A 20,089-nucleotide genomic window follows, 5' to 3' on the forward strand; every position below is an offset into this window, starting at 1 on the left:
ACTTTTGTTGCCGGCATGACCAGGACAGGCAGAGCTGCCATCACGACAGCTTCCGTGCTTGGCGTTTCGCTTCTTCTTTCGGCCTGTAATGCGGAGAAGGACCTTGATCTGTCGACCTATGTCGAGCAGACCGATCCGGCTGACGTGCTCTACAATCAGGCGCTGGCCAACATGAATGCCGGACGGCTGAAGGAGGCGAGCGCGAAGTTCGAGTCCATCGACCGTCAGCACCCCTATTCGGAATACGCCCGCAAGGCGATGGTGATGAACACCTTCGCCAACTACCGGCAGGGCAAGTATGACGAGGCCATCAACAGCGGCAAGCGCTATGTGGCGCTCTATCCGACCACGGAAGATGCAGCCTATGCGCAGTATCTCGTTGGCCTGAGCTATTTCCGCCAGATCCGCGATGTGACGCAGGACCAGCGCGAGGCGCGCCGCACCGTCGAAGCGATGGAAGAGGTTGTGCAGCGCTGGCCGGATTCGGAATATGTGCCGGATGCCGAAGCCAAGATCCGCATTGCCCGCGACCAGCTCGCCGGCAAGGAAATGCAGATCGGCCGCTACTATCTCGAGCGTCGTGAATATGTTGCCGCCGTGCGCCGCTTCCGTGGTGTGGTGGAGAGTTATCCCAACACACGCCATGTCGAGGAAGCGCTCGCGCGCCTGACCGAAGCCTATTACGCGATGGGCCTGGTGTCGGAAGCGCAGACGGCTGCTGCCGTTCTGGGTCACAACTACCCGGACAGCCAGTGGTACAAGGATTCCTACGCATTGCTGCAGTCTGGCGGGCTGGAGCCGCGTGAAAACAGCGGTTCCTGGATTTCCAAGGCTGGAGCGGCAATTCTGGGCGGCTGACGCATTAGGGTCAGGACCTGTTGATATGGTCGCAATGGCGTTCGATAGACCAAGAGATGCAAGGAAAAGCCCGCAGAGCGGGGGCTTCCCCCCGGTCAAGGGATTTGACACGGCAGGTCGCCGGTCTACCGAGCGTCCTTCGGATCGGCCTTATTTGCACGGACTACTTTGTCGCAAGGCCTTGAAAGACATTAAGTCTTCCTGCAGCCTTGCTTCGCGTATCCGTACAAATCAGGCCGACCATTTCGGCCATATCAACAGGTCCTGACCCTAACCATGCTGTCTCATCTGTCGATCCGCGATATCGTCCTGATTGAACGCCTCGACATGGATTTTTCCTCGGGGCTCTCGGTTCTGACCGGTGAGACCGGCGCGGGCAAGTCCATCCTGCTCGATTCACTCTCACTGGCTCTTGGTGGCCGTGGCGACGCCTCACTGGTGCGCCATGGCGCAAATCAGGGGCAGGTGATCGCCGTGTTCGATCTGCCGGCGGCACACCCCGTGCGCGCCGTGCTGGCCGAGAACGCCATTGACGATGAGGGCGACGTCATTCTGCGCCGCGTGCAGAGCGCGGATGGCCGCACCCGTGTTTTCATCAACGACCAGCCATCCAGCGTTGCGCTGATGCGGCAGGTGGGCCGACAGCTTGTCGAGATCCACGGCCAGCATGATGAGCGCGCGCTTGTCGATGCCGCGATGCACCGCGACCTGCTTGACGCATTTGGCGGGCATGGGCCTGACGTTGAGCGTGTGCGCACCGCATGGCGCGATCTGCGCCAGTGTGAGCAGGAGCTTGCGCGGCACCGTGCGCGTGTTGAGGCTGCAGCCCGTGAGGCCGATTTCCTGCGCGCCTCGGTGGAGGAATTGACCAAGATCGATCCGCGCCCGGACGAGGAAGCGGTGCTCGCCGGCGAACGCGCGGACATGATGCGTGCGGAGAAGATCGCGTCCGACATCTCCGATGCGCAGGAAGTGCTGTCTGGCCATGCGTCGCCCGTGTCACAGCTCTCCAGCCTGCTGCGCCGCTTGCAGCGCAAGGCGGAAGAAGCGCCGGGCCTTCTTGACGGCATCATCGAACCGCTCGATTCAGCGCTTCTGTCGCTTGATGTCGCCCAGTCCGGCGTGGATGAGGCGATGCGCGCAACCGAGTTCGATCCGAAGCGTCTGGAAGACACGGAAGAGCGCCTCTTTGCGCTGCGCGCCGTTGCGCGCAAGCACAATGTCCAGGTGGATGATCTGGCCGAGCTGTGCGCCCGCATGGTGGGCGATCTGGATGATCTCGACGCCGGTGAGGAGCGCCTTGGCGCGCTGGAGGAGCGGGCGAAGGCCGCGATCGGCATCTACAGTGCTGCGGCGGAAGAACTCTCTCAGCGACGCCGTGAGACGGCTCTGACGCTGAGCAAGGCCGTCATGGCGGAACTGCCGGCCCTCAAGCTGGAGCGCGCCGAGTTTATCGTGGAGATTGCCACCGAGGCCGACGACCGGGGCGAGGATGGCATCGACCATGTGGAGTTCTGGGTGCGGACCAATCCGGGCACCCGCGCAGGCCCGATGATGAAGGTCGCTTCGGGCGGCGAGCTTTCGCGCTTCCTGCTGGCCCTCAAGGTGGTGCTGGCGGATCGCGGTTCTGCGCCGACGCTCGTTTTCGATGAGATCGACACGGGTGTGGGCGGTGCGGTGGCAGATGCCATCGGTCAGCGCCTTGCGCGCCTTTCCGACCGCATTCAGGTACTTTCAGTGACCCATGCGCCGCAGGTGGCGGCGCGCGCGGGCACGCATTACCTGATCGCCAAGAGCGGCGATACGGACCGCGTCGCGACCGGCGTTTCGGTGATGAACACCGACGCACGGCGCGAAGAGATTGCCCGCATGCTGGCTGGCGCAACGGTGACCGACGAGGCGCGCGCAGCCGCGCACAAACTGCTTCAGGGCAACGCAGTCGCCTCCTGATCCATTCTTCTGTTCGGGGTTTGCCGGCGACCCTTGTCAGCAGGCTTCAGGCGCTTAAAAAGACCGCTGCCCCTATCGGGCGCGAATGTTTTACACTGCGCGCCGTTTCACACAGTCGGATCCATTGTCATGCCCAAAGCCAAGCCCGCCGTTGACACGCTGACGGAAGCCCAAGCCAGTGAAGAACTCGAGGCGCTCGCCCTTGAGATCGCCAAGCATGACCGGCTCTATCACGCTGAAGACGCGCCGGCGATTTCGGATGCTGACTATGACGCGCTGCGGCGGCGCAACCTGGCCATCGAGCAGCATTTTCCGCATCTCGTCAGGGACGATTCGCCTTCGCGGCGGGTTGGTGCGCCTGTCTCCGGCAAGTTCGAAAAGGTCCGGCACAAAGTGCCCATGCTGTCGCTCGACAATGCCTTTTCCGACGAGGACGTGATCGACTTCGTGGCGCGCATCCGCCGCTATCTGAAGCTTGCCGCCGACGCGCCGGTGGTGATGACCGCCGAACCCAAGATCGACGGCCTGTCGCTTTCTCTGCGCTATGAAAACGGTCGCCTGATCTCCGCCGCCACCCGTGGCGACGGGCAGGAGGGCGAGAACGTGACGGCCAATGCGCGTGTGGTTGCTGACATCCCGAGCGTGCTTGCAGGCAATCCGCCCGAGGTGATCGAGGTGCGCGGCGAGGTCTATATGACCCATGCCGACTTCTTCGCGCTGAACAAGCGCCAGGAAGAGGCGGGCAAGCAGACCTATGTGAACCCGCGCAACACGGCTGCCGGTTCGCTGCGCCAGCTCGATTCCTCCGTCACCGCCGCCCGGCCGCTGAAATTCTTTGCCTATGCATGGGGCGAGGTGTCGGAAATGCCGTCTGACACGCAGACGGGCATGGTGGAAGCGCTCGAGGAATACGGGTTCCGCGTCAACGATCTGATGAAGCGCTGCGAGAGTGCCGAAGCGCTTATCGCGCAGTATCGCAAGATCGAGGAAGAGCGCGCGATGCTGCCCTATGACATCGACGGCGTGGTCTACAAGGTGGACGATCTTGAACTGCAACGGCGGCTCGGCTTCGTCTCGCGCAGCCCGCGCTGGGCGATTGCCCACAAATTCCCGGCCGAGAAGGCGACGACGATCCTGCATGGCATCGACATTCAGGTGGGGCGCACGGGCGCGCTGACGCCGGTTGCGCGGCTGGAGCCGGTCACGGTCGGCGGTGTGGTGGTGACCAATGCGACGCTCCACAATGCCGAGGAGATCGAGCGGCTGGGCGTGATGGTCGGCGACACGGTGACGGTTCAGCGCGCCGGCGATGTGATCCCGCAGATCCTCGGCTTCATCGAGGAGAAGCGTCCCAAAGACGCCGTGCCCTTCGCGTTTCCCACGGTCTGCCCCTGCGATCTCAAGACGCCGGTGGTGCGCGAGGGCATCGGCTCTGGCGTTGAGGGGGTGGTGCGCCGCTGTTCGGGCGAGTTTGCCTGCCCGTTCCAGCGCGTGGAGCATCTGCGGCACTTCGTTTCGCGCCGCGCCTTCGACATTGACGGGCTTGGCGAGAAGCAGATCGAATTCTTCTTCAACGATCCCGACCTGCCGGTGAAAGCGCCGGGCGACATCTTCACGCTGGCTGCGCGCGACGCCGAAAGCTTCAAGAAGCTGAAAGACAAGGAAGGCTGGGGTGCGACCTCCGCCGTCAAGCTGTTCGAGGCCATTGAGCAGCGCCGCACGATCACGCTGGAGCGCATGGTCTATGCGCTTGGCATTCGCCATGTGGGCGAGCAGACGGCCAAGACCCTGGCGCGCGCCTATGGCAGCTGGCAGGAGTTCCACGACGCCGCGCTGGCGGTGGCCAATGGCGACGCGCAGGCGCGTGAGGAAATGGACGCGCTCGATGATATCGGCGATGCGGTGATCGCTTCCATCGCGCAGTATTTCGGCGAGGCGCACAACCGGGAACTGGTCGAGCGTCTGGCAGGCGAAGTGACCGTGAAGGAAGCCGAGCGCCCGGCCGCCGATTCGCCCGTGGCCGGCAAAACCATCGTCTTTACCGGTAGTCTGGAACGCATGTCGCGCGATGAGGCGAAGGCCATGGCCGAACGGCTGGGCGCGAAGGTTGCCGGCTCCGTCTCCAAGAAGACAGATCTGGTGGTGGCCGGCCCCGGCGCAGGCTCCAAGCTCAAGAAGGCGGCGGAGTTCGACATCGAGGTGATCGACGAAGACACGTGGTTCGAGCGCGTCGGAGGCTAGAGCGCCGTGCGTCTGTTCGGACGCACAACGGACGCTCTAACCCATTGAAAGCACGATGCGCTTCAAACAGCGCGCCGTCGGTGGTGCACTGTTTGAAGCGCACCGTGCCGCTGGCCGTCTTTGGCTGGGTGATTATGCGGTCGTGGCGTTCTGGCATGGATCCCCGGGTCAGGCCCGAGGATGACGAGTGTGTTTTGACGCTTGTACGCAACCGTATTCGAGCTGGACTGGATACCACCCCCTGTCGTCATCCTCGGGCTTGACCCGGGGATCCATGCCCGGGCATCCGGACAGCTCCAGAAACGCTCTACCCCCCTTGAAAGCACGATGCACCTCAAACAGCGCGGCGTCGGTGGTGCACTGTTTGAGGCGCACCGTGCCGCTGGCCGTCTTTGGCTGGGTGATTATGCGGTCGTGGCGTTCTGGCATGGATCCCCGGGTCATGCCCGAGGATGACGAGTGTGTTATGACGCTTGTACGCAACCGTATTCGAACTGGACTGGGCACCATCCCCCGTCGTCATCCTCGGGCATGACCCGGGGATCCATGCCCGGGCATCCGGACAGCTCCAGAAACGCTCTAACCCCTTGAAAGAACGATGCACCTCAAACAGCGCGCCGTCGGTGGTGCACTGTTTGAAGCGCACCGTGCGGCTGGCCGCCTTTGGCTGGGTGATTATGCGGTCGTGGCGTTCTGGCATGGATCCCCGGGTCAGGCCCGAGGATGACGAGTGTGTTTTGACGCTTGTACGCAACCGTATTCGAAATGGACTGGGCACCATCCCCCGTCGTCATCCTCGGGCCTGATCCGGGGATCCATGTCTGAGCATCCGGACAGCTCCAGAAACGCTCTAAACCCTTGGAAGCTCGATGCGTCAGGTCAGCTTTGGTATTCACTGGTCCGTGGTTCAAAGGAATTCACGTGACTGGTCAGCACTGCTGACCTAGGGTCGCGCTTTTGAGGGTTTGATGTCAGTCGAGATTGCCAGAGAAGATGCGCCTCCGCGCGAATTTATGGATGGGTTGCGCGACAGCGTTCCTGTGGTCGTCGCGGCGATGCCGTTCGGCCTCCTGTTCGGGGCGCTGGCCGTCGAAAACGGTTTCACCACGTTCGAAGTCGTGCTGATGAGCGCGACGATCTTTGCGGGCGCGAGCCAGATGGTCGGCATCGACCTGTTCGGCCAGAAGGTTGCGCCATGGCTCATCGTCCTGTCCATCTTCGCCGTCAATTTCCGGCATGTGCTCTATTCGGCCACCACGGGAAGGCGCATTGCGCATTGGGGGCCGGTGCAGCGTCTGATGGGGTTCTTCCTGCTGGCTGATCCGGTCTTTGCGGAAGCCGAGCGCCGTGGCGAGACACATGGCAAGATCACCTTCGGCTGGTATATGGGCTCCGCACTGCCGCTCTATCTGTGCTGGGTGGCGGAAGGCTGGGTTGGCGCGCTGTTTGGAAATCTGGTGCCTGATCCGCAGGCGCTGGGCATCGACTTCCTTCTGCCGATCTATTTCCTCGGCCTCGTCATGAGTTTTCGAAAGCGGTCTTTCTGGCTGCCGGTGGTGCTGATGAGCGCCGTTGTATCGGTGATCGCGTATCGCACGGTCGGCTCGCCCTGGCATGTTTCGATCGGAGCCATTGCCGGTGTGGCGCTTGCCGCTGCCGTGGCGCCGGGCACGCGGGCAGGGAAGGAGAAGTCATGAGCACGACAGTCTGGATCATTCTGGCAGGCGCACTCCTGACCTTTCTGACACGCGTTGGCGGCCATGTGGTGCTGTCGCGCTTCGAGCGCATTCATCCGCGTGTGGAGGCGGGCCTCAATGCGGTTCCCGCAGCGGTTTTGACCACACTGGTCGCACCGGCGGCGATGAATGGCGGTGTGGCCGAAACGGCGGCCCTTGTGACCGGCATCGCAGTTTCGCTGGTGACGGGCGGCATGATGCCGATGTTTCTGTCATCGGCGGCGGTGCTGATTCTGCTCCGCCACCTGCTTGGTTAGATGCCCGAACCGAACCCGCTCAATCGAGCGGGGCGGTCACTTTCTCCAGCCAGCCAAGCGCTTCTCCATCGAGCAGGGGCGAGAGCATGTCCCGCACCCGCGCATGATATGCATCGAGCCAGGCGCGCTCCTGCGTTGAGAGCAGGGTGGTGTCGATCAAACGGCGGTCGAACGGGCACAGGGTGAGTGTTTCGAAACCGTGCATGTCGATCTCGCCGCCTTCGATTGCGGTGGCAGGCTCGACGACGATCAAATTCTCCAGACGAATGCCATAACCGCCCGGTTTGTAATAGCCGGGCTCGTTGGAGAGGATCATGCCGGCTTCCAGCGCCTGCGTACCGGTTTTGGCGACCCGTTGCGGCCCTTCGTGAACGGCAAGATAGGAGCCGACGCCGTGGCCGGTGCCATGGGCATAGTCGAGCCCGGCCTGCCAGAGGGCGTGACGCGCGAAGGGATCGAGATCCATGCCGCGCGTGCCTTTGGGAAAGCGCACGGTGGTGAGCGCGATCAGCCCCTTGAGAACCCGCGTGTAGCGCTCGCGCATTTCATCATTTGGCGTGCCGGAAATCACCGTGCGGGTAATGTCGGTGGTGCCGTCTTCATATTGCGCGCCGGAATCGACCAGATAGAGCTCGTTCTGGCCAAGCGTGCGATTGGTTTTCGTGGTCACACGATAATGGATGATCGCGCCATTGGGGCCGGCGCCGGAAATCGTGTCGAACGAGATGTCGCGCAGCGGCATCTGCAGGTCCTGCCCGGTATCCGCCCGGCTTTCTTCCAGCTTGCGCACGGCGCTGATCTCGTCGACCGTGCCGGGGTTCTGCCGGTCCAGCCAGCTCAGGAAACGCACCATGGCGACGCCATCGCGGCGGTGCGCCGCGCGCGCGCCCTCAAGCTCCGTCGCGTTCTTGATGGCGCGGGGCAGGCGGGCGGGATCGCCCAGATCGACAATGCTTCCGCCGGCCTGTTCGGCAACCTGCCGCAACCGCTCGGCGACCAGCACCGGGTCGAGGCCGATTGCGTTGCCGCCCTCGGCGCGCTCGGCCAGAACGTCGTCGAGCGTGGAGGGCGCTTTCAGATCGGCAAGCTGCGTCAGATAGGCTTCGGTCTCCCGGTCAAGCTTTCGTTTGTCGATGAACAGGATCGGACGCCCTTCGCCGGGGATCAGCGCGAAGCCGAGCGCGAGCGGGGTGTGCGGCACGTCCTGACCGCGAATGTTGAACGCCCAGGCGAGTGATGACGGATCCGTCAGAACGGTGCAGTCCGCGCCGCCTTCGCGCACGGTCTCGGCCATCCGTTCGAGCTTGGCGCTCGCCAGTTCGCCTGCGTATTCCTTCGGCTGGATGCGCGCCGGTCCAAGCGGCGGGGCGGGGCGATCATCCCAGATACTGTCCACCAGATTGTCATCGACCGGCACCATTTCGACGCCGCGCGCCGCAGCCGCTTTTCGCAGTGCGCGCAGTTCGGCAATCGTGTGAAGCCAGGGATCGAAGCCGATGCGCGCGCCCTTCGGCGCGTTCTGGCCGATCCAGTCCTTTGGCGGATTCTCGATCAGGCTTTCCACGGTGAAGGTGGATGGATCGGTCTGTTCCGCTGCCTGAAGCGTGTAGCGGCCATCGACAAAGAGAATGGCGCGGTCCTTCATGACAAGGGCAGCGCCGGCAGAGCCGGTGAAGCCGGTGAGCCAGGCAAGCCGCTCCGAGGAGGGAGCGACATACTCGCCCTGATGCTCGTCCGCCCTGGGAATGAGGTAGCCGTCCAGATTGGCCTTCAGGAGCGCTTCGCGGAGCCGTCCAACGCGGGATATGCCCTGGCTGGGATCGGCGGTGACATCAAAAGACTGAAACATGGAACCCTGTCGCTTCTTCGAAATCGGCCCGAACCTACAGCATGGCCGAAGAAAGCGGAACGGGTTTCACGCGAGGCGGTATGCTGCACTGCACAATTTAAAGTGTGCAATGCAAAATGAGATGGTAGCCATGCGCAAACTGCGCTGGTTGTGCCGGAAAGACAGGCCTATCTACAGGGCCACGGGCGAGGGAACATCCTTCGCAGGATTTTTAGGAGAACTCAGATGGCCAATAAGCGTGGCTTTTTCCGCGGCGCATTCGACGCGCTGATCGAAGCTCGTCAGAAGCAGGTCCGGAGCTATGTCAACGGCGCGCTTCTGATGCTTGACGACGAGACCCTGCGTGCTCACGGCTACAACCGTGAAGAGCTGAAGCGCAGCCGTAGCGTGTCGCACATGTTCTGATCCGCTGGTAACAGCGTTTGACCGAAACCCCGGAAGCTCTGCTTTCGGGGTTTTTGTTTTTTGTTAAGCATCCTTGAGAATTTCGCCGGCATATTAAAAGTGTTCTTTCCGCTTCCATGTAAGGAAGACGGAAGTCTGCCGGGTTTTATTGTTTGCCGGCGCGAAGCTTCATGACCATCGTTGGCCTGAACCATGCAACTTGATTTCCAGACCCTCTACATCATCATTCTGCTGAACTCCCTCGGGCTGATCGTGGTCTGGACCTCCGTTGCCTTCGTTTACCGGGAGATCGCTGCCGCGCGGTACTGGCTGGCAGCGCTGGTCGGAACCAGCATTGGCGGGCTTCTTCTCACAGTTGATGCGAATGGAGCGGTCGGTGTTGCCACAGTGGCCGGCATGGTCTTCATCGGATGCGGCTTCGCGACGATCCTTCAGGGCGTGGCTGTGTTCTATGACGGCCGCGCGCGCTGGAGACTTTTAGCCGCCTATGCGGTCGTCTGCGCGGTTCTGGCGGAAATGGCGGGGCCTGACCGGGCCGTGCAGAATGTCGTTTTTGCGCTGCTTCAGGCGCTGCCGACATCACTGCTGCTGCTCGTGCTCGCGACAAGACGGCCCGTCCGGCTCGGCGCTACGGTGGCGACCTTTGCTGCCGGCATTGCGCTTTCCGGTCAGGTTCTGGAGATTGCGTCCAATCTTGCCCGGATTTCCGGTTCTCTGTCCGATGCGGGGTACTACGCGTTTGCGCCATGGCTGCTGGTGGCAAACATTCTGGGAACGAGTGTTCTCAATCTCGGTTTCCTGCTGATGACCATCGACCGGTTGAGCTCCGCACTTGCTGATCTCGCCAGCCGCGATGACCTGACGGATTTGCCCAACCGCCGTGGGCTGCGCAACCGCGCACGGCGGGTCGAGAGAAGGGGGCGTGAGCAGGGGGAGTGCGTTTCGGTGATGATGCTGGACGTCGATTCCTTCAAGCAGATCAACGACACATTCGGCCATCATGCCGGGGATGCCTGCCTCGTGCATATCGCCGGCATTCTGAGCAATGGTCTGCACCGCAAGGACATTCTGGCCCGTGTGAGCGGTGATGAGTTCTGCGCCATACTGCCGGCGACGGATATGCGCGATGCAGCGCAGATTGCCGATATGCTGGTGAAGCAGATCTCCACGACACCGTTCATTGCCGGCAAGAGCCGCATTCCGCTGTCGGTGAGCATCGGCATTGCCGAGTGGAGTCCGGTGGGAAGCGAGGGGCTTTTTGAAGCGCTCACGCGCGCCGATGCCGCCCTTTACGACGCCAAGCGCTCCGGCCGAAACGGCTATGCGACGGATGTGCCCGAAGGGGAAGACAGACGTCGCGCCCTGGGCTGACAGGAAACCCGGGCGGTGCCGGGTTCCGCTTTCCTGACCCTAGCGCTTCATGTGAATGGTGACCCAGCCCTCACGCGCCTGCGTGCGAATGTGCCGGAAGCCCTGAACGCTGTAGGCCGCGATGACGGCGCGGCGCTGGCGCTCGAGAATGCCTGACAGGATGATCGAGCCACCCGGCGTGAGATGCCGGGCCATGGCCGGTGCAAGGCCCATCAGCGGCCGGGCCAGAATGTTTGCCACGATCAGGTCGAAGGGTTTCTGCTGGGCAAAGATCGCGTGGTGAAAGCCCGGCGCCGTCTGCGTGTCGACCAGGCTGGTGACGCCGTTGAGCTGGACATTGGCGCGGGCGACCTGCGTGGCGATGTCATCGATGTCGGTTGCCAGAACCGGGATGCGCGCGGCCTTGGCCACGGCAATCGCCAGAACGGCGCTGCCGGTGCCCAGATCCAGCGCATTGCGCGGCTGCTCGCATTTCAGGACAGCGGCAATCGCTTCAAGGCAGCCGGCAGTGGTGCCATGATGGCCGGTTCCGAAGGCGAGGCCCGCATCGATTTCGATGGCGATGTCGCCGATGCGCTGCAGATGCCGGTCGTGGCTGCCATGAACCAGAAAGCGCCCGACGCGGACGGGCTGCAGCCCTTCCAGCGAATGGCTGACCCAGTCGATGTCCGGCACCGTCTCGCGCTCCAGCGCGGGCGTGGGCGATATGCCGGCCAGACATTCGAGAACCTGCTTTTCGAGCTGGTCGACATCGTCTTCCGTGTAGACGGAGATCTGGAAGATCCCGCTGTCTTCTTCCGGTTCGAAGATGCTGATCGGCAGCCCATCCTCTTCAAAACGGGTATCGAGGATAGAAAAGATCGCTTCGGCTTGTTCGCGCTGAGCGGTCAGGAAAAGTCGTGTCTGGCCCATGGATTTCCGATGTCAGGTTTCGTTCGCCAGACGCTTCAGCTTGGCGATTGCGGTGTCACGATTTTCTTCATAGGCGATCGTTCCGAAAAAGTCGCCATCGCTGTCGAGCAACAGGATCGATGCGGTGTGGTCCATCGTGTAGTCGTCACCTTCAAGCTCGACCTTGCGCACATAGATGGAGAAGCCCTTGGCCATGGCCGCCACCTTCTCGGGATCGCCGGTGATGCCGGTGATGCGGTCGGAGAAGTTGGAGAGATAGGTCTTCATCACTTCGGGCGTGTCGCGCTCGGGATCGATGGAAACGAAATAGGGCTCGATCTCCTCGCCTTCCTCGCCAAGCTCTTCCAGATAGCCATCCAGTTCAAACAGCGTGGTGGGGCACACTTCCGGGCAATGGGTGAAGCCGAAAAAGACGACGCGCGGCCCGCCCCTGAAGGCGGCCTCGGTGATGGTGTTGCCATCCTGATCGACCAGTTCGAACGGCACGCCGAAGGCCCTGCCGGAATTCTGCTGCTGGTACCACTGGAAGGTAAGAAGTCCGACGCCCACGGCCATGACCGCGAGAATGCCGATAAGAATGGATCGCATCATTGAAGTTCACCCGGAAACAAGAAAGCGCTGAAAGGCGGTGTCAGAGGCACCAGGCCAGCCCGGACTGGGCCAGCGCGAGAAAGATGTCGGCTCCGTTTTCCAGCCACATGGCAAAGACAAGACCGGTCAGGGCGGCAAGAACCAATGCTGCCGCGCCCATCACGATCCAGTTGGCCAAAGGCCTGGAGCCGTTTGTTTTCATGCCCCATGATAGGCGAAATGCGCTGCCGGACGCAAAGCCCATCTTGTCGCAAGCCTGTGCAGAAAATCGGAAGGGGAGGGAACCTCCCGTCGCCGGGAGCGCGACGGGAGGACTGCGGGGTTGAGGTGTTTTGCCTGGAGGCATTGCGCGGGTTTCTGGCCCGCAGGAACACAATAGGCATTCACGGCTAGGAAATGGTGTCCTTGATCTTCAATCATCGGGTGTGGATGATTGTATCGCCAATCAGCAGGAGACCGGGCAATGTCGATTGCGGGCATTCGTCTCAAGCGGATCTATGATCCTGTCGAGCCGGAAGATGGGGCGCGCATCCTCGTCGACCGGCTGTGGCCGCGCGGCGTCAGCAAGGAGCGCGCGGCACTTGAAAGCTGGCTGCCTCAGATCGGGCCGAGCCACGAGCTACGCCGGTGGTTTGCGCATCAGCCGGAGCGCTGGGACACGTTCTGCAACAGATATTGCGCTGAATTGAAGGCGCAGCCTGATCTTCTCGAAGACTTGCGTGAAAAAGCGCGGAAAGGACCAGTGACGCTGCTTTTCTCGGCGCGGGACCGTGAGCGCAATCAGGCGGCTGTGATCCGCAATCTTCTTCAAGAAAGCACGGATGGCTGAGGGAAAAAGTATACGAATTCTGAAAACGGCAACCTGCCATTGTACTTTTTCGCAAATGACTGTTTCTTGTAAAAAAGAGTAGAGCCGGTAATGAAACCTGTTTGCCTTTAGCGTATACGCAGGGGCTCTCTCTTGACTTCATTCATACAGACAGAGACATATGTGTTCAGGCAGCGCGCTTGTTTTGGGCAGCTGCGGCATCGGGGCGGATTTTATGATCAAGGATTTTGACAAGTTAAAGCAGCAACTTGCCGAGCTTTCCGAGGCGGTGAACAAGTTCGAGTCTGAAGCGGTGCAATTGCGCGTCGTGGAGCTTGTTCTGGGCCAGCGCGACGGTCAGGTTGCCGGCCTGTCCGAAAATGGTATCGATGGATACATTGCCGGACCGGGCATGATGCACATTGTGCGCAACACGCCGCGTCCCGGACGCAAGAAGACGACCACCGACAGCGCCAGGGGCGCCGTCGCGGCGCTGAATGAGCTGCTTGAAGGCGATTTCTTCAGCGAGCCGCGCACGATTGGCGATGTCGTCGCCCACTGCCAGAGCCAGTTTGGCACGCGCTACAAGTCGAACGCCTTTTCAGGCCCGCTCTCGCGCCATGCCCGCAACGGCATTCTGACCCGCGAGAAAAATGAAGACGGCAAGTTCGTCTACGTCGATCCGCAAAAGGCTGCCTAGAGCAGCGCGCACACATTGCGGGCCGGGTGAGTGCGCTTACAGCCGCCCGGGTTTGCTCCTTCCAGAAAACCGAAACGCTCGCTTCCCGTCGGGGCCGCGCATTTTGCGGGTCAGGTGATTCCACCTGACCCCTTGTTCCTGTTTTCACGAAATTCTGGACGGAAAACCGTTTCCCGATTTTGCCGCTGGGTCTAGGCCGGCTTCACGAAGCCTTCGAGAACGCGTTTCTGGCCGGCCTTGTCGAAATCGATGGTGAGCTTGTTGCCCTCGATTGCCGAGACATTGCCATTGCCGAACTTCATATGGAACACGCGGTCGCCGACCTTGAAGGTGGACGGCTTTTCGGACACGGATCTGGCGACCAGCTCGCCCTCGATCACACGGCCCTTCACCGAGCCGCGTCCCGCGCCATAGCCCGAATCCGCCTCGCCATAGCCGATGCGCTCGACCTGATGGCCGGAGCGATTGCCCCAGTTGCGCGCGGTTGCGTCGGTGCGGTTCTTCTGGGCGCGCTGCCAGCCGGGCGTCGCGTAGCTGTTGGAGAACACGCTCTGGTCGTCGAAACGCGATTTGCCATAGGGGTTGGGCCGGCCGGGCTGGCCGACGGAATACCCGCCATAGCTGTTGCTCTCTTCGGCCACGTCCACATGCGCTTCGGGAAGCTCGTCCAGAAAGCGGGAAGGAATGGTCGACTGCCACAGACCGTGGATACGCCGGTTTGAGGCGAACCACAGGTGCAGGTTCTTCTTGGCGCGCGTCAGGCCCACATAGGCCAGCCGCCGCTCTTCCTCGAGGCCCGAGCGACCGCCTTCGTCAAGCGCACGCTGATGCGGGAAGAGGCCTTCCTCCCAGCCGGGCAGGAACACGGTCGGGAATTCAAGCCCCTTGGCCGAGTGCAGCGTCATCAGGCTTACGGCGTCGAGCTCTTCATGGCGCTCGGCGTCCATCACCAGCGCCACATGCTCCAGAAAACCGCGCAGGCTCTCATATTCCTCCATGGAGCGGATCAGCTCCTTGAGGTTTTCAAGCCGTCCCGGCGCTTCGGCCGAACGGTCGTTCTTCCACATTTCCGTGTAGCCGGATTCCTCGAGGATCATCTCGGCCAGTTCCGTGTGGGGCGTCCGGTCGAGCATGCTCTGCCAGCGCTCGATGTTCTCCACCAGCGTGCGCAGCGAGGCGCGCGGCTTTGGCTTCATCTCCTCGGTGCCGACCAGATCGCGTGCGGCCTGCAGGAGCGTTGCCTCACGCATGCGAGAAACATCGTGGATCTGGCGCACGCTGGCTTCACCCAGCCCGCGCTTGGGCACATTGACGATGCGCTCGAATGCCAGATCGTCGGCGGCCTGCGCGACGATGCGGAAATAGGCCATGGCGTCGCGGATCTCGAGGCGCTCATAGAAGCGCGGTCCGCCGATGACGCGGTAATTGAGCCCCAGCGTGACGAAGCGGTCTTCGAACTCACGCATCTGGAAGGAGGCGCGCACGAGGATGGCGATGTCGTTGAGCGCGTGGCCCTTGGACTGCAACGCCTCGATCTCTTCGCCCACGGCCCGGGCCTCTTCCTCCGAATCCCAGGCAGCATGCACCTTCACCTTGGGATCGTCGGGGTCGGAATGCTCGGTGAAGAGCGTTTTGCCAAGCCGCCCTTCATTGTTGGCGATGAGGTGCGAGGCAGCGCCCAGAATGTGCTTGGTGGAACGGTAATTGCGCTCCAGCCGGATCACGGCGGCGCCGGGGAAATCCTTCTCGAAGCGCAGGATGTTGTCCACTTCCGCGCCGCGCCAGCCATAGATCGACTGGTCGTCATCACCGACGCAGCAGATGTTTACCGGTTCCGTGCTCTTGGGGCGCTGCGCGAGCAGCCGCAGCCACATGTACTGGGCGGTGTTGGTGTCCTGATACTCGTCCACCAGAATGTATTTGAACCGGCGGTGATAGTCCGCAAGCACATCGGGATGATCGCGCAGAATGCGGATCGGATGGCAAAGGAGATCGCCGAAATCGACGGCGTTGAGCGTCTTCAGGCGGTTCTGATAGGCGGTGTAGAGTTCACGGCCCTTGCCATTGGCGAAGGCGCGGGCGTCGCCCTCGGGAATTTCCTTTGGCGCGAGCCCCTTGTTCTTCCAGCCGTCGATCATCTGCGCGAACTGGCGCGGCGGCCAGCGCTTGTCGTCCAGCCCTTCGGCCTGAATGATCTGCTTGATGAGGCGGATCTGGTCGTCGGTATCGAGAATGGTGAAGGAGCTTTTGAGCCCCGCCAGCTCGGCATGCTTGCGCAGGATCTTCACACCGATGGAGTGGAAGGTGCCGAGCCATGGCATGCCCTCGATGGCCTCGCCGACCAGCGTGCCGATACGCACTTTCATCTCGCGCGCGGCCTTGTTGGTGAAGGTCACGGCCAGGATCTGCGAGGGATAGGCGCGGCCGGAGGCCAGAATATGCGCGATGCGCGTGGTCAGAACGCGTGTCTTGCCGGTGCCCGCGCCCGCAAGCACCAGAACCGGGCCTTCGGTGGTTTCCACCGCCAGCCGCTGCTCGGGATTGAGCGCATCGAGATAGCGTGTGTCGGGTCCGCCCGTGCGCGCAGCCATGGCGCGCGCTGCAATGCCGGAGGGCTTCGGCGCAGCCGGGGGAGTCGGGGCGGGTTCGTCCTCGTCAAAGAACGGAATATCATCAGGAAAGCCGGACATCGCACCTGCTTATGGTGATTCGGGGGGGGCATAGCCCATGGATGTTTTCTATTTGTACCGGTTTGCGCCTCACGAACCAAGGGGGTGGCGAGCCGGCAAAATGCGGGGGAACAGCGTCGTCAGTGCTCGCTTTCGCAGAGTGAATGGTCGGATAGCGCCCGCAGCACATAGCAATCGCAAACCGAGCCGCTGTCGCAACTGTCGACGATGCGCTGGAGCTCATGCTCCAGCCTTTGCAGGCGGGCAATGCGCTCGCGCACTTCGGTAAGGTGCTCGCGGGCAATGCTGTCCGCCGTTTCGCAGGGTTTTTCGGGATGCCCGCTCAGTTCGATCAGCGAACGGATTGCGTCGATGCCCAGCCCCAGGTCGCGGGCGTGGCGGATGAAGGCGAGGCGTTCCATCGCCTGCTTTCCATAGCGGCGCTGGTTGCCGGCGGAGCGCTCGGGCGGTTCGATCAGCCCGGTTTCCTCGTAATAGCGGATGGTCGGTACCTTTACGCCCACCCGTTTCGACAGTTCGCCAATTGACCACATGCCGTGCGGCTCCTTCAAAATCTCTAGTCTATATAGGTATTGTCGGTCTTCTGCGAAAGGCGAGAGGGGGGGGGCGGGCGAAGAGAAAATTGGTTCACGCGGGCGTGAATGGACGTTTTCCCGGCTGGCCCTACCTTGGACTTCGGCGGGAACCAGTCAACGAAATGGGAGTGAATTCATGCAGGATCAGCCGAAGATCACCCAGGCGATGATCGACGCCTATGACGAATACACCCATCTGACCCTCGACCGCCGCGCCTTCATGAACAGGCTGACGCGACTGGCCGGGTCGGGTGCAGCTGCGGCCGCCATCGCGCCCCTTCTGGCGGCAAATTCCGCCCGCGCGGCCATGGTCGCAGACGATGACGAACGCCTTGAAGCCGAAGACATCACCTATCCGGGTGAGGGCGGCGAGATGAAGGGCTATCTCGTGCGGCCTGCGGATGCGGGCGAAAAACTGCCCGCCGTGATCGTCGTTCACGAAAACCGCGGCCTGAACCCGCATATCCGCGATGTGGCGCGGCGTGTTGCGCTGGAAGGCTTTGTGGCGCTTGCCCCGGATTTTCTGTCGCCGCTGGGCGGCACGCCGGAGGATGAGGACAAGGCGCGCGGTCTGTTTGGCGAACTGGATCGCGATCAGACGGTGGGCAATGCGGTGGCCACGCAGGCTTTTCTGGCAGGCCATGACGCCACGACCGGCAAGGTGGGCGTGATCGGCTTCTGCTGGGGCGGGGCGCTGGTGAACAATCTGGCCGTTGCCGATCCCGAACTGGATGCGGGCGTCGCCTATTACGGCACGCAGCCGGCGGCGGAAGATGTGGCGCGGATCGAAGCACCGCTGCTTCTGCACTATGCCGGGCTGGATGAGCGCGTGAATGCGGGCATCGACGCCTATCGGGCCGCACTTGAAGATGCGGGCAAGACCTTCACCATCCATGTCTATGAAGGGGTGAACCACGCCTTCAACAACGACACCTCCGAAGCCCGCTATGACAGTGCGGCGGCGGAACTGGCCTGGGAGCGCACCATTGCGTTTCTGAAGGAGAACCTGACCTGACTTCAGTATGAGCCGAAGGGCAGGGGATCGAAGTCCAGAAAAATGCGTTTCTGGCGCGCGGTGCGCACGATGGCGCGCACATAGATCAGATCGATGGGAATGGGTCTGCGGTTGCGCTCCAGCCAGTAGAGCTCGTCCTCGATGGATTTGAGCGCGCGCCAGAAATCATAATCGGAGATCTCGTGCGAATGCGCGAGACTGTCCGACAGGGCTCTGGCTTCCTCGTTCAACAACTGGCTTCTCGCCGCCTACGAATCGACTGGTTTCAGGCGATGGTCTGCGCGGGGAGGGGCCGCTTCAAGCGGGCGACATGGTTAAACTTGTGCAAAGATCTGGCCGCTGGCGTTATGGTTAACGGAGCCTTTAACCAGTCCTTATCCCTTTAAGCCTTTGGCACTAAAGGACTATCGGTGCTCTTCCTCGCTGATGTCCACCAGCGCACGGTTGAAGAAACGCAGCGCCCGCACATGGCTGGCAAAGGCGATGACGCGGCCCGGATCCTGCAGATCGACCACCGGCAGGCGGTCATAGCCGCCCTTGTCGAAGGCGCGCAGCGCCGCCTCCAGCGTGTCGGTCGGTTTGAGCGCCGGCGCGCCCGTTTCCGGGTCGAAGGCCACAGGTTCCTCATCCTCCGGCAGTGGCTCCATGAAATCCATCACACGGGTCATGTGGCCGAGCGTCTTGTGCGGCCCCTCCACGAGAAACAGCCCGCGCATCTCCAGCTGCCACTGGAACCAGGAATGGCCGTGAATGGCCTGGGTGATGCCATGCGCCACCGCAACGGTGAGCAGGAGCGCGATGGACAGTTCGTAGCCGCCGGTCAGTTCGAACACGATGACGGTGGTGGAGATGGGGGCGCCGAGAACGGCTCCGGCAACGGCACCCATGCCGAGGATGGCGTAGAGCCCTTCGCTCGATGCCATGTTGGGGAAGGCTGCGGCGGCGATGATGCCGAATGCGCCGCCGGTGAGCGCGCCGAGGAAGAGGGCTGGGGAAAAGATGCCGCCGCCAAACCGCATGGCGAGCGTGATGGAAGTTGCGGCCGTCTTGACGACGATGAGCGCCAGCATGGTCATGAGCGGCAGGCGGTTCCACAGCGCCATGTCCGTGATCTCGTAACCGACGCCGAGGATCTGCGGGAAGACCACGGCCATGCCGCCGACGATGAGCCCGCCGACCACGGGGCGCGTCCATAAGGGAATGCGCACGCCGCGCGCCGCATAGTCGGAGACGAAGAGCGAGAACTGGAACAGGATTGCGACCACGGCGGCGGTCACGCCGAGCAGTGCGAAGGCCGGAAACTCCCAGAAGGACGTGATCTGGTGGGTGGGCACCAGAAAGGCCGCCGAACTGCCGAACCAGAGGCGCGAGGCCACCGCACCCGCCGCCGAGGCGATGACGATGGGCACGAAGGAGCGCATGGCGTAGTGCCCGAGGATGACCTCATGGGCGAACAGGACGCCGGCGATGGGTGCGTTGAACGAGGCGGAGATGGCGCTCGCAACACCTGCGCCAAGCAATGTGCGCCGGCACCATTCGGGCAGGTTTGCGCGCCAGGCGATGGCGCTGGCCAGCACTGCGCCCAGATGCACCACGGGCCCTTCGCGCCCCGCGCTTGCGCCCGAACCGAGCGAAAGCGCGGTGATGAATGCGGACAGGATGCCTTCGCGGAAGGAAAGCTTGCTGCGGCCGGAAAGCGCGCGCGCCTCGATCACGTCGGCCACCGCGCCGGTGCGGCGCGCTTCAAGCCGCGTGAGCAGCAGGCCGACGAAAAGCCCGCCCACGGTGGGGCCGGCCACGATCCAGTACCAGGGCAGCGACAGGGCGGCGGTGAACACGCGCTCCGAACGCGTGCCGAGCCAGAAAAGCTGGAAGACGCCGATCAGCTCGCGGAAGATGATTGCGGCAATGGCGACGCCGAGCCCCAGAAACAGCGACAGAAGCCAGACAAGCGGCAGACGCGCGTTGAGGAACGCGCTGACGTTTGGTTCAATCCACGTCCGCAGAATTTGCGGAAGCCGCTGTATCAGCCTGAGAATCGACATGCCTGCCCCGTTTTCCCGAGCCTAAAGCATCGGACCGGAAAGTGGAATCCGGTATTCGGCTATTCCGGTGCTCCATCAATAGTTTA

At 62.4% G+C, this 20,089-nt stretch carries 18 protein-coding genes; 10 read left to right on the forward strand and 8 right to left on the reverse strand.

Annotated elements, in window-relative coordinates; all coding sequences use genetic code 11:
• Positions 1-15: 15 nt before the first annotated feature.
• The 5 genes from NDI72_RS03840 to NDI72_RS03860 all read left to right on the forward strand — a co-directional run bounded on the left by NDI72_RS03840 (position 16) and on the right by NDI72_RS03860 (position 7,042).
• Positions 16-858, forward strand: a complete 843-nt coding sequence (locus tag NDI72_RS03840; protein WP_222474089.1) for an outer membrane protein assembly factor BamD — start codon at positions 16-18, stop codon at positions 856-858.
• Between the two features lie 276 nt (positions 859-1,134).
• Positions 1,135-2,808: a DNA repair protein RecN gene (recN, locus tag NDI72_RS03845; RefSeq protein WP_206543884.1), complete on the forward strand. Its 1,674-nt coding sequence runs from the start codon at positions 1,135-1,137 to the stop codon at positions 2,806-2,808.
• Positions 2,809-2,937: 129 nt separating this feature from the next.
• Entirely contained in the window at positions 2,938-5,049 is a 2,112-nt protein-coding gene (ligA, locus tag NDI72_RS03850) for an NAD-dependent DNA ligase LigA (protein WP_283799666.1), read from the forward strand.
• A gap of 968 nt (positions 5,050-6,017) precedes the next feature.
• Positions 6,018-6,746 carry an AzlC family ABC transporter permease gene (locus tag NDI72_RS03855; protein ID WP_206548131.1) on the forward strand — a complete coding sequence of 243 codons (729 nt, stop codon included), beginning with the start codon at positions 6,018-6,020 and terminating at the stop codon, positions 6,744-6,746.
• On the forward strand, positions 6,743-7,042 hold the full coding sequence (locus NDI72_RS03860) for an AzlD family protein (protein ID WP_113155630.1): 300 nt from the start codon (positions 6,743-6,745) through the stop codon (positions 7,040-7,042). The genes NDI72_RS03855 and NDI72_RS03860 overlap by 4 nt, the downstream gene beginning before the upstream one ends.
• Positions 7,043-7,061: 19 nt before the next feature.
• On the opposite strand, the gene NDI72_RS03865 is transcribed toward NDI72_RS03860, so the two are convergent.
• Positions 7,062-8,891, reverse strand: a complete 1,830-nt coding sequence (locus NDI72_RS03865; protein ID WP_283799669.1) for an aminopeptidase P family protein — start codon at positions 8,889-8,891, stop codon at positions 7,062-7,064.
• Positions 8,892-9,116: 225 nt separating this feature from the next.
• Between NDI72_RS03865 and NDI72_RS03870 the strand changes: the two genes are divergently transcribed.
• Both NDI72_RS03870 and NDI72_RS03875 read left to right on the forward strand, forming a co-directional pair.
• Positions 9,117-9,296 (forward strand): hypothetical protein, encoded by a 180-nt coding sequence (locus NDI72_RS03870; RefSeq protein ID WP_113155628.1) that lies wholly within the window; start codon positions 9,117-9,119, stop codon positions 9,294-9,296.
• Between the two features lie 192 nt (positions 9,297-9,488).
• Positions 9,489-10,667: a GGDEF domain-containing protein gene (locus tag NDI72_RS03875; protein ID WP_283799670.1), complete on the forward strand. Its 1,179-nt coding sequence runs from the start codon at positions 9,489-9,491 to the stop codon at positions 10,665-10,667.
• A gap of 39 nt (positions 10,668-10,706) precedes the next feature.
• Here the strand turns inward: NDI72_RS03875 and NDI72_RS03880 are convergent, their stop codons facing one another.
• From NDI72_RS03880 to NDI72_RS03890, 3 genes are read right to left on the reverse strand one after another with little or no spacing between them, the layout of a single operon-like run.
• Complete coding sequence (locus tag NDI72_RS03880) at positions 10,707-11,579, reverse strand: 50S ribosomal protein L11 methyltransferase (protein ID WP_283799671.1); 873 nt, start codon at positions 11,577-11,579, stop codon at positions 10,707-10,709.
• A gap of 12 nt (positions 11,580-11,591) precedes the next feature.
• Complete coding sequence (locus tag NDI72_RS03885; protein WP_236042179.1) at positions 11,592-12,170, reverse strand: SCO family protein; 579 nt, start codon at positions 12,168-12,170, stop codon at positions 11,592-11,594.
• A gap of 40 nt (positions 12,171-12,210) precedes the next feature.
• Positions 12,211-12,372 carry a hypothetical protein gene (locus tag NDI72_RS03890; protein ID WP_206544343.1) on the reverse strand — a complete coding sequence of 54 codons (162 nt, stop codon included), beginning with the start codon at positions 12,370-12,372 and terminating at the stop codon, positions 12,211-12,213.
• Positions 12,373-12,633: 261 nt separating this feature from the next.
• Here NDI72_RS03890 and NDI72_RS03895 point away from each other — a divergent pair, with 261 nt between their 5' ends.
• Positions 12,634-12,999: a DUF488 domain-containing protein gene (locus tag NDI72_RS03895; protein WP_206543878.1), complete on the forward strand. Its 366-nt coding sequence runs from the start codon at positions 12,634-12,636 to the stop codon at positions 12,997-12,999.
• A 214-nt stretch (positions 13,000-13,213) separates the two neighbouring features.
• Positions 13,214-13,678, forward strand: coding sequence for a hypothetical protein (locus NDI72_RS03900; RefSeq protein ID WP_113155623.1), 465 nt, complete (start codon positions 13,214-13,216; stop codon positions 13,676-13,678).
• A 191-nt stretch (positions 13,679-13,869) separates the two neighbouring features.
• On the opposite strand, the gene NDI72_RS03905 is transcribed toward NDI72_RS03900, so the two are convergent.
• Positions 13,870-16,368, reverse strand: a complete 2,499-nt coding sequence (locus tag NDI72_RS03905) for an ATP-dependent helicase (protein ID WP_283799674.1) — start codon at positions 16,366-16,368, stop codon at positions 13,870-13,872.
• A gap of 119 nt (positions 16,369-16,487) precedes the next feature.
• On the reverse strand, positions 16,488-16,901 hold the full coding sequence (locus tag NDI72_RS03910; RefSeq protein ID WP_113155621.1) for a MerR family transcriptional regulator: 414 nt from the start codon (positions 16,899-16,901) through the stop codon (positions 16,488-16,490).
• A 178-nt stretch (positions 16,902-17,079) separates the two neighbouring features.
• Between NDI72_RS03910 and NDI72_RS03915 the strand changes: the two genes are divergently transcribed.
• The gene (locus tag NDI72_RS03915; protein ID WP_283799675.1) at positions 17,080-17,958 is read left to right on the forward strand and encodes a dienelactone hydrolase family protein; all 879 of its coding nucleotides are present in this window, start codon (positions 17,080-17,082) and stop codon (positions 17,956-17,958) included.
• Between the two features lie 2 nt (positions 17,959-17,960).
• Here NDI72_RS03915 and NDI72_RS03920 read toward each other — a convergent pair whose 3' ends face one another.
• Positions 17,961-18,188: a hypothetical protein gene (locus tag NDI72_RS03920; protein ID WP_113155619.1), complete on the reverse strand. Its 228-nt coding sequence runs from the start codon at positions 18,186-18,188 to the stop codon at positions 17,961-17,963.
• Positions 18,189-18,362: 174 nt separating this feature from the next.
• Positions 18,363-20,003: a chloride channel protein gene (locus NDI72_RS03925; RefSeq protein ID WP_113155618.1), complete on the reverse strand. Its 1,641-nt coding sequence runs from the start codon at positions 20,001-20,003 to the stop codon at positions 18,363-18,365.
• Between the last annotated feature and the right edge of the window lie 86 nt (positions 20,004-20,089).

Source organism: Nitratireductor sp. GZWM139 (assembly GCF_030068685.1).
In the GTDB taxonomy this organism is placed as follows: domain Bacteria; phylum Pseudomonadota; class Alphaproteobacteria; order Rhizobiales; family Rhizobiaceae; genus Nitratireductor; species Nitratireductor aquimarinus.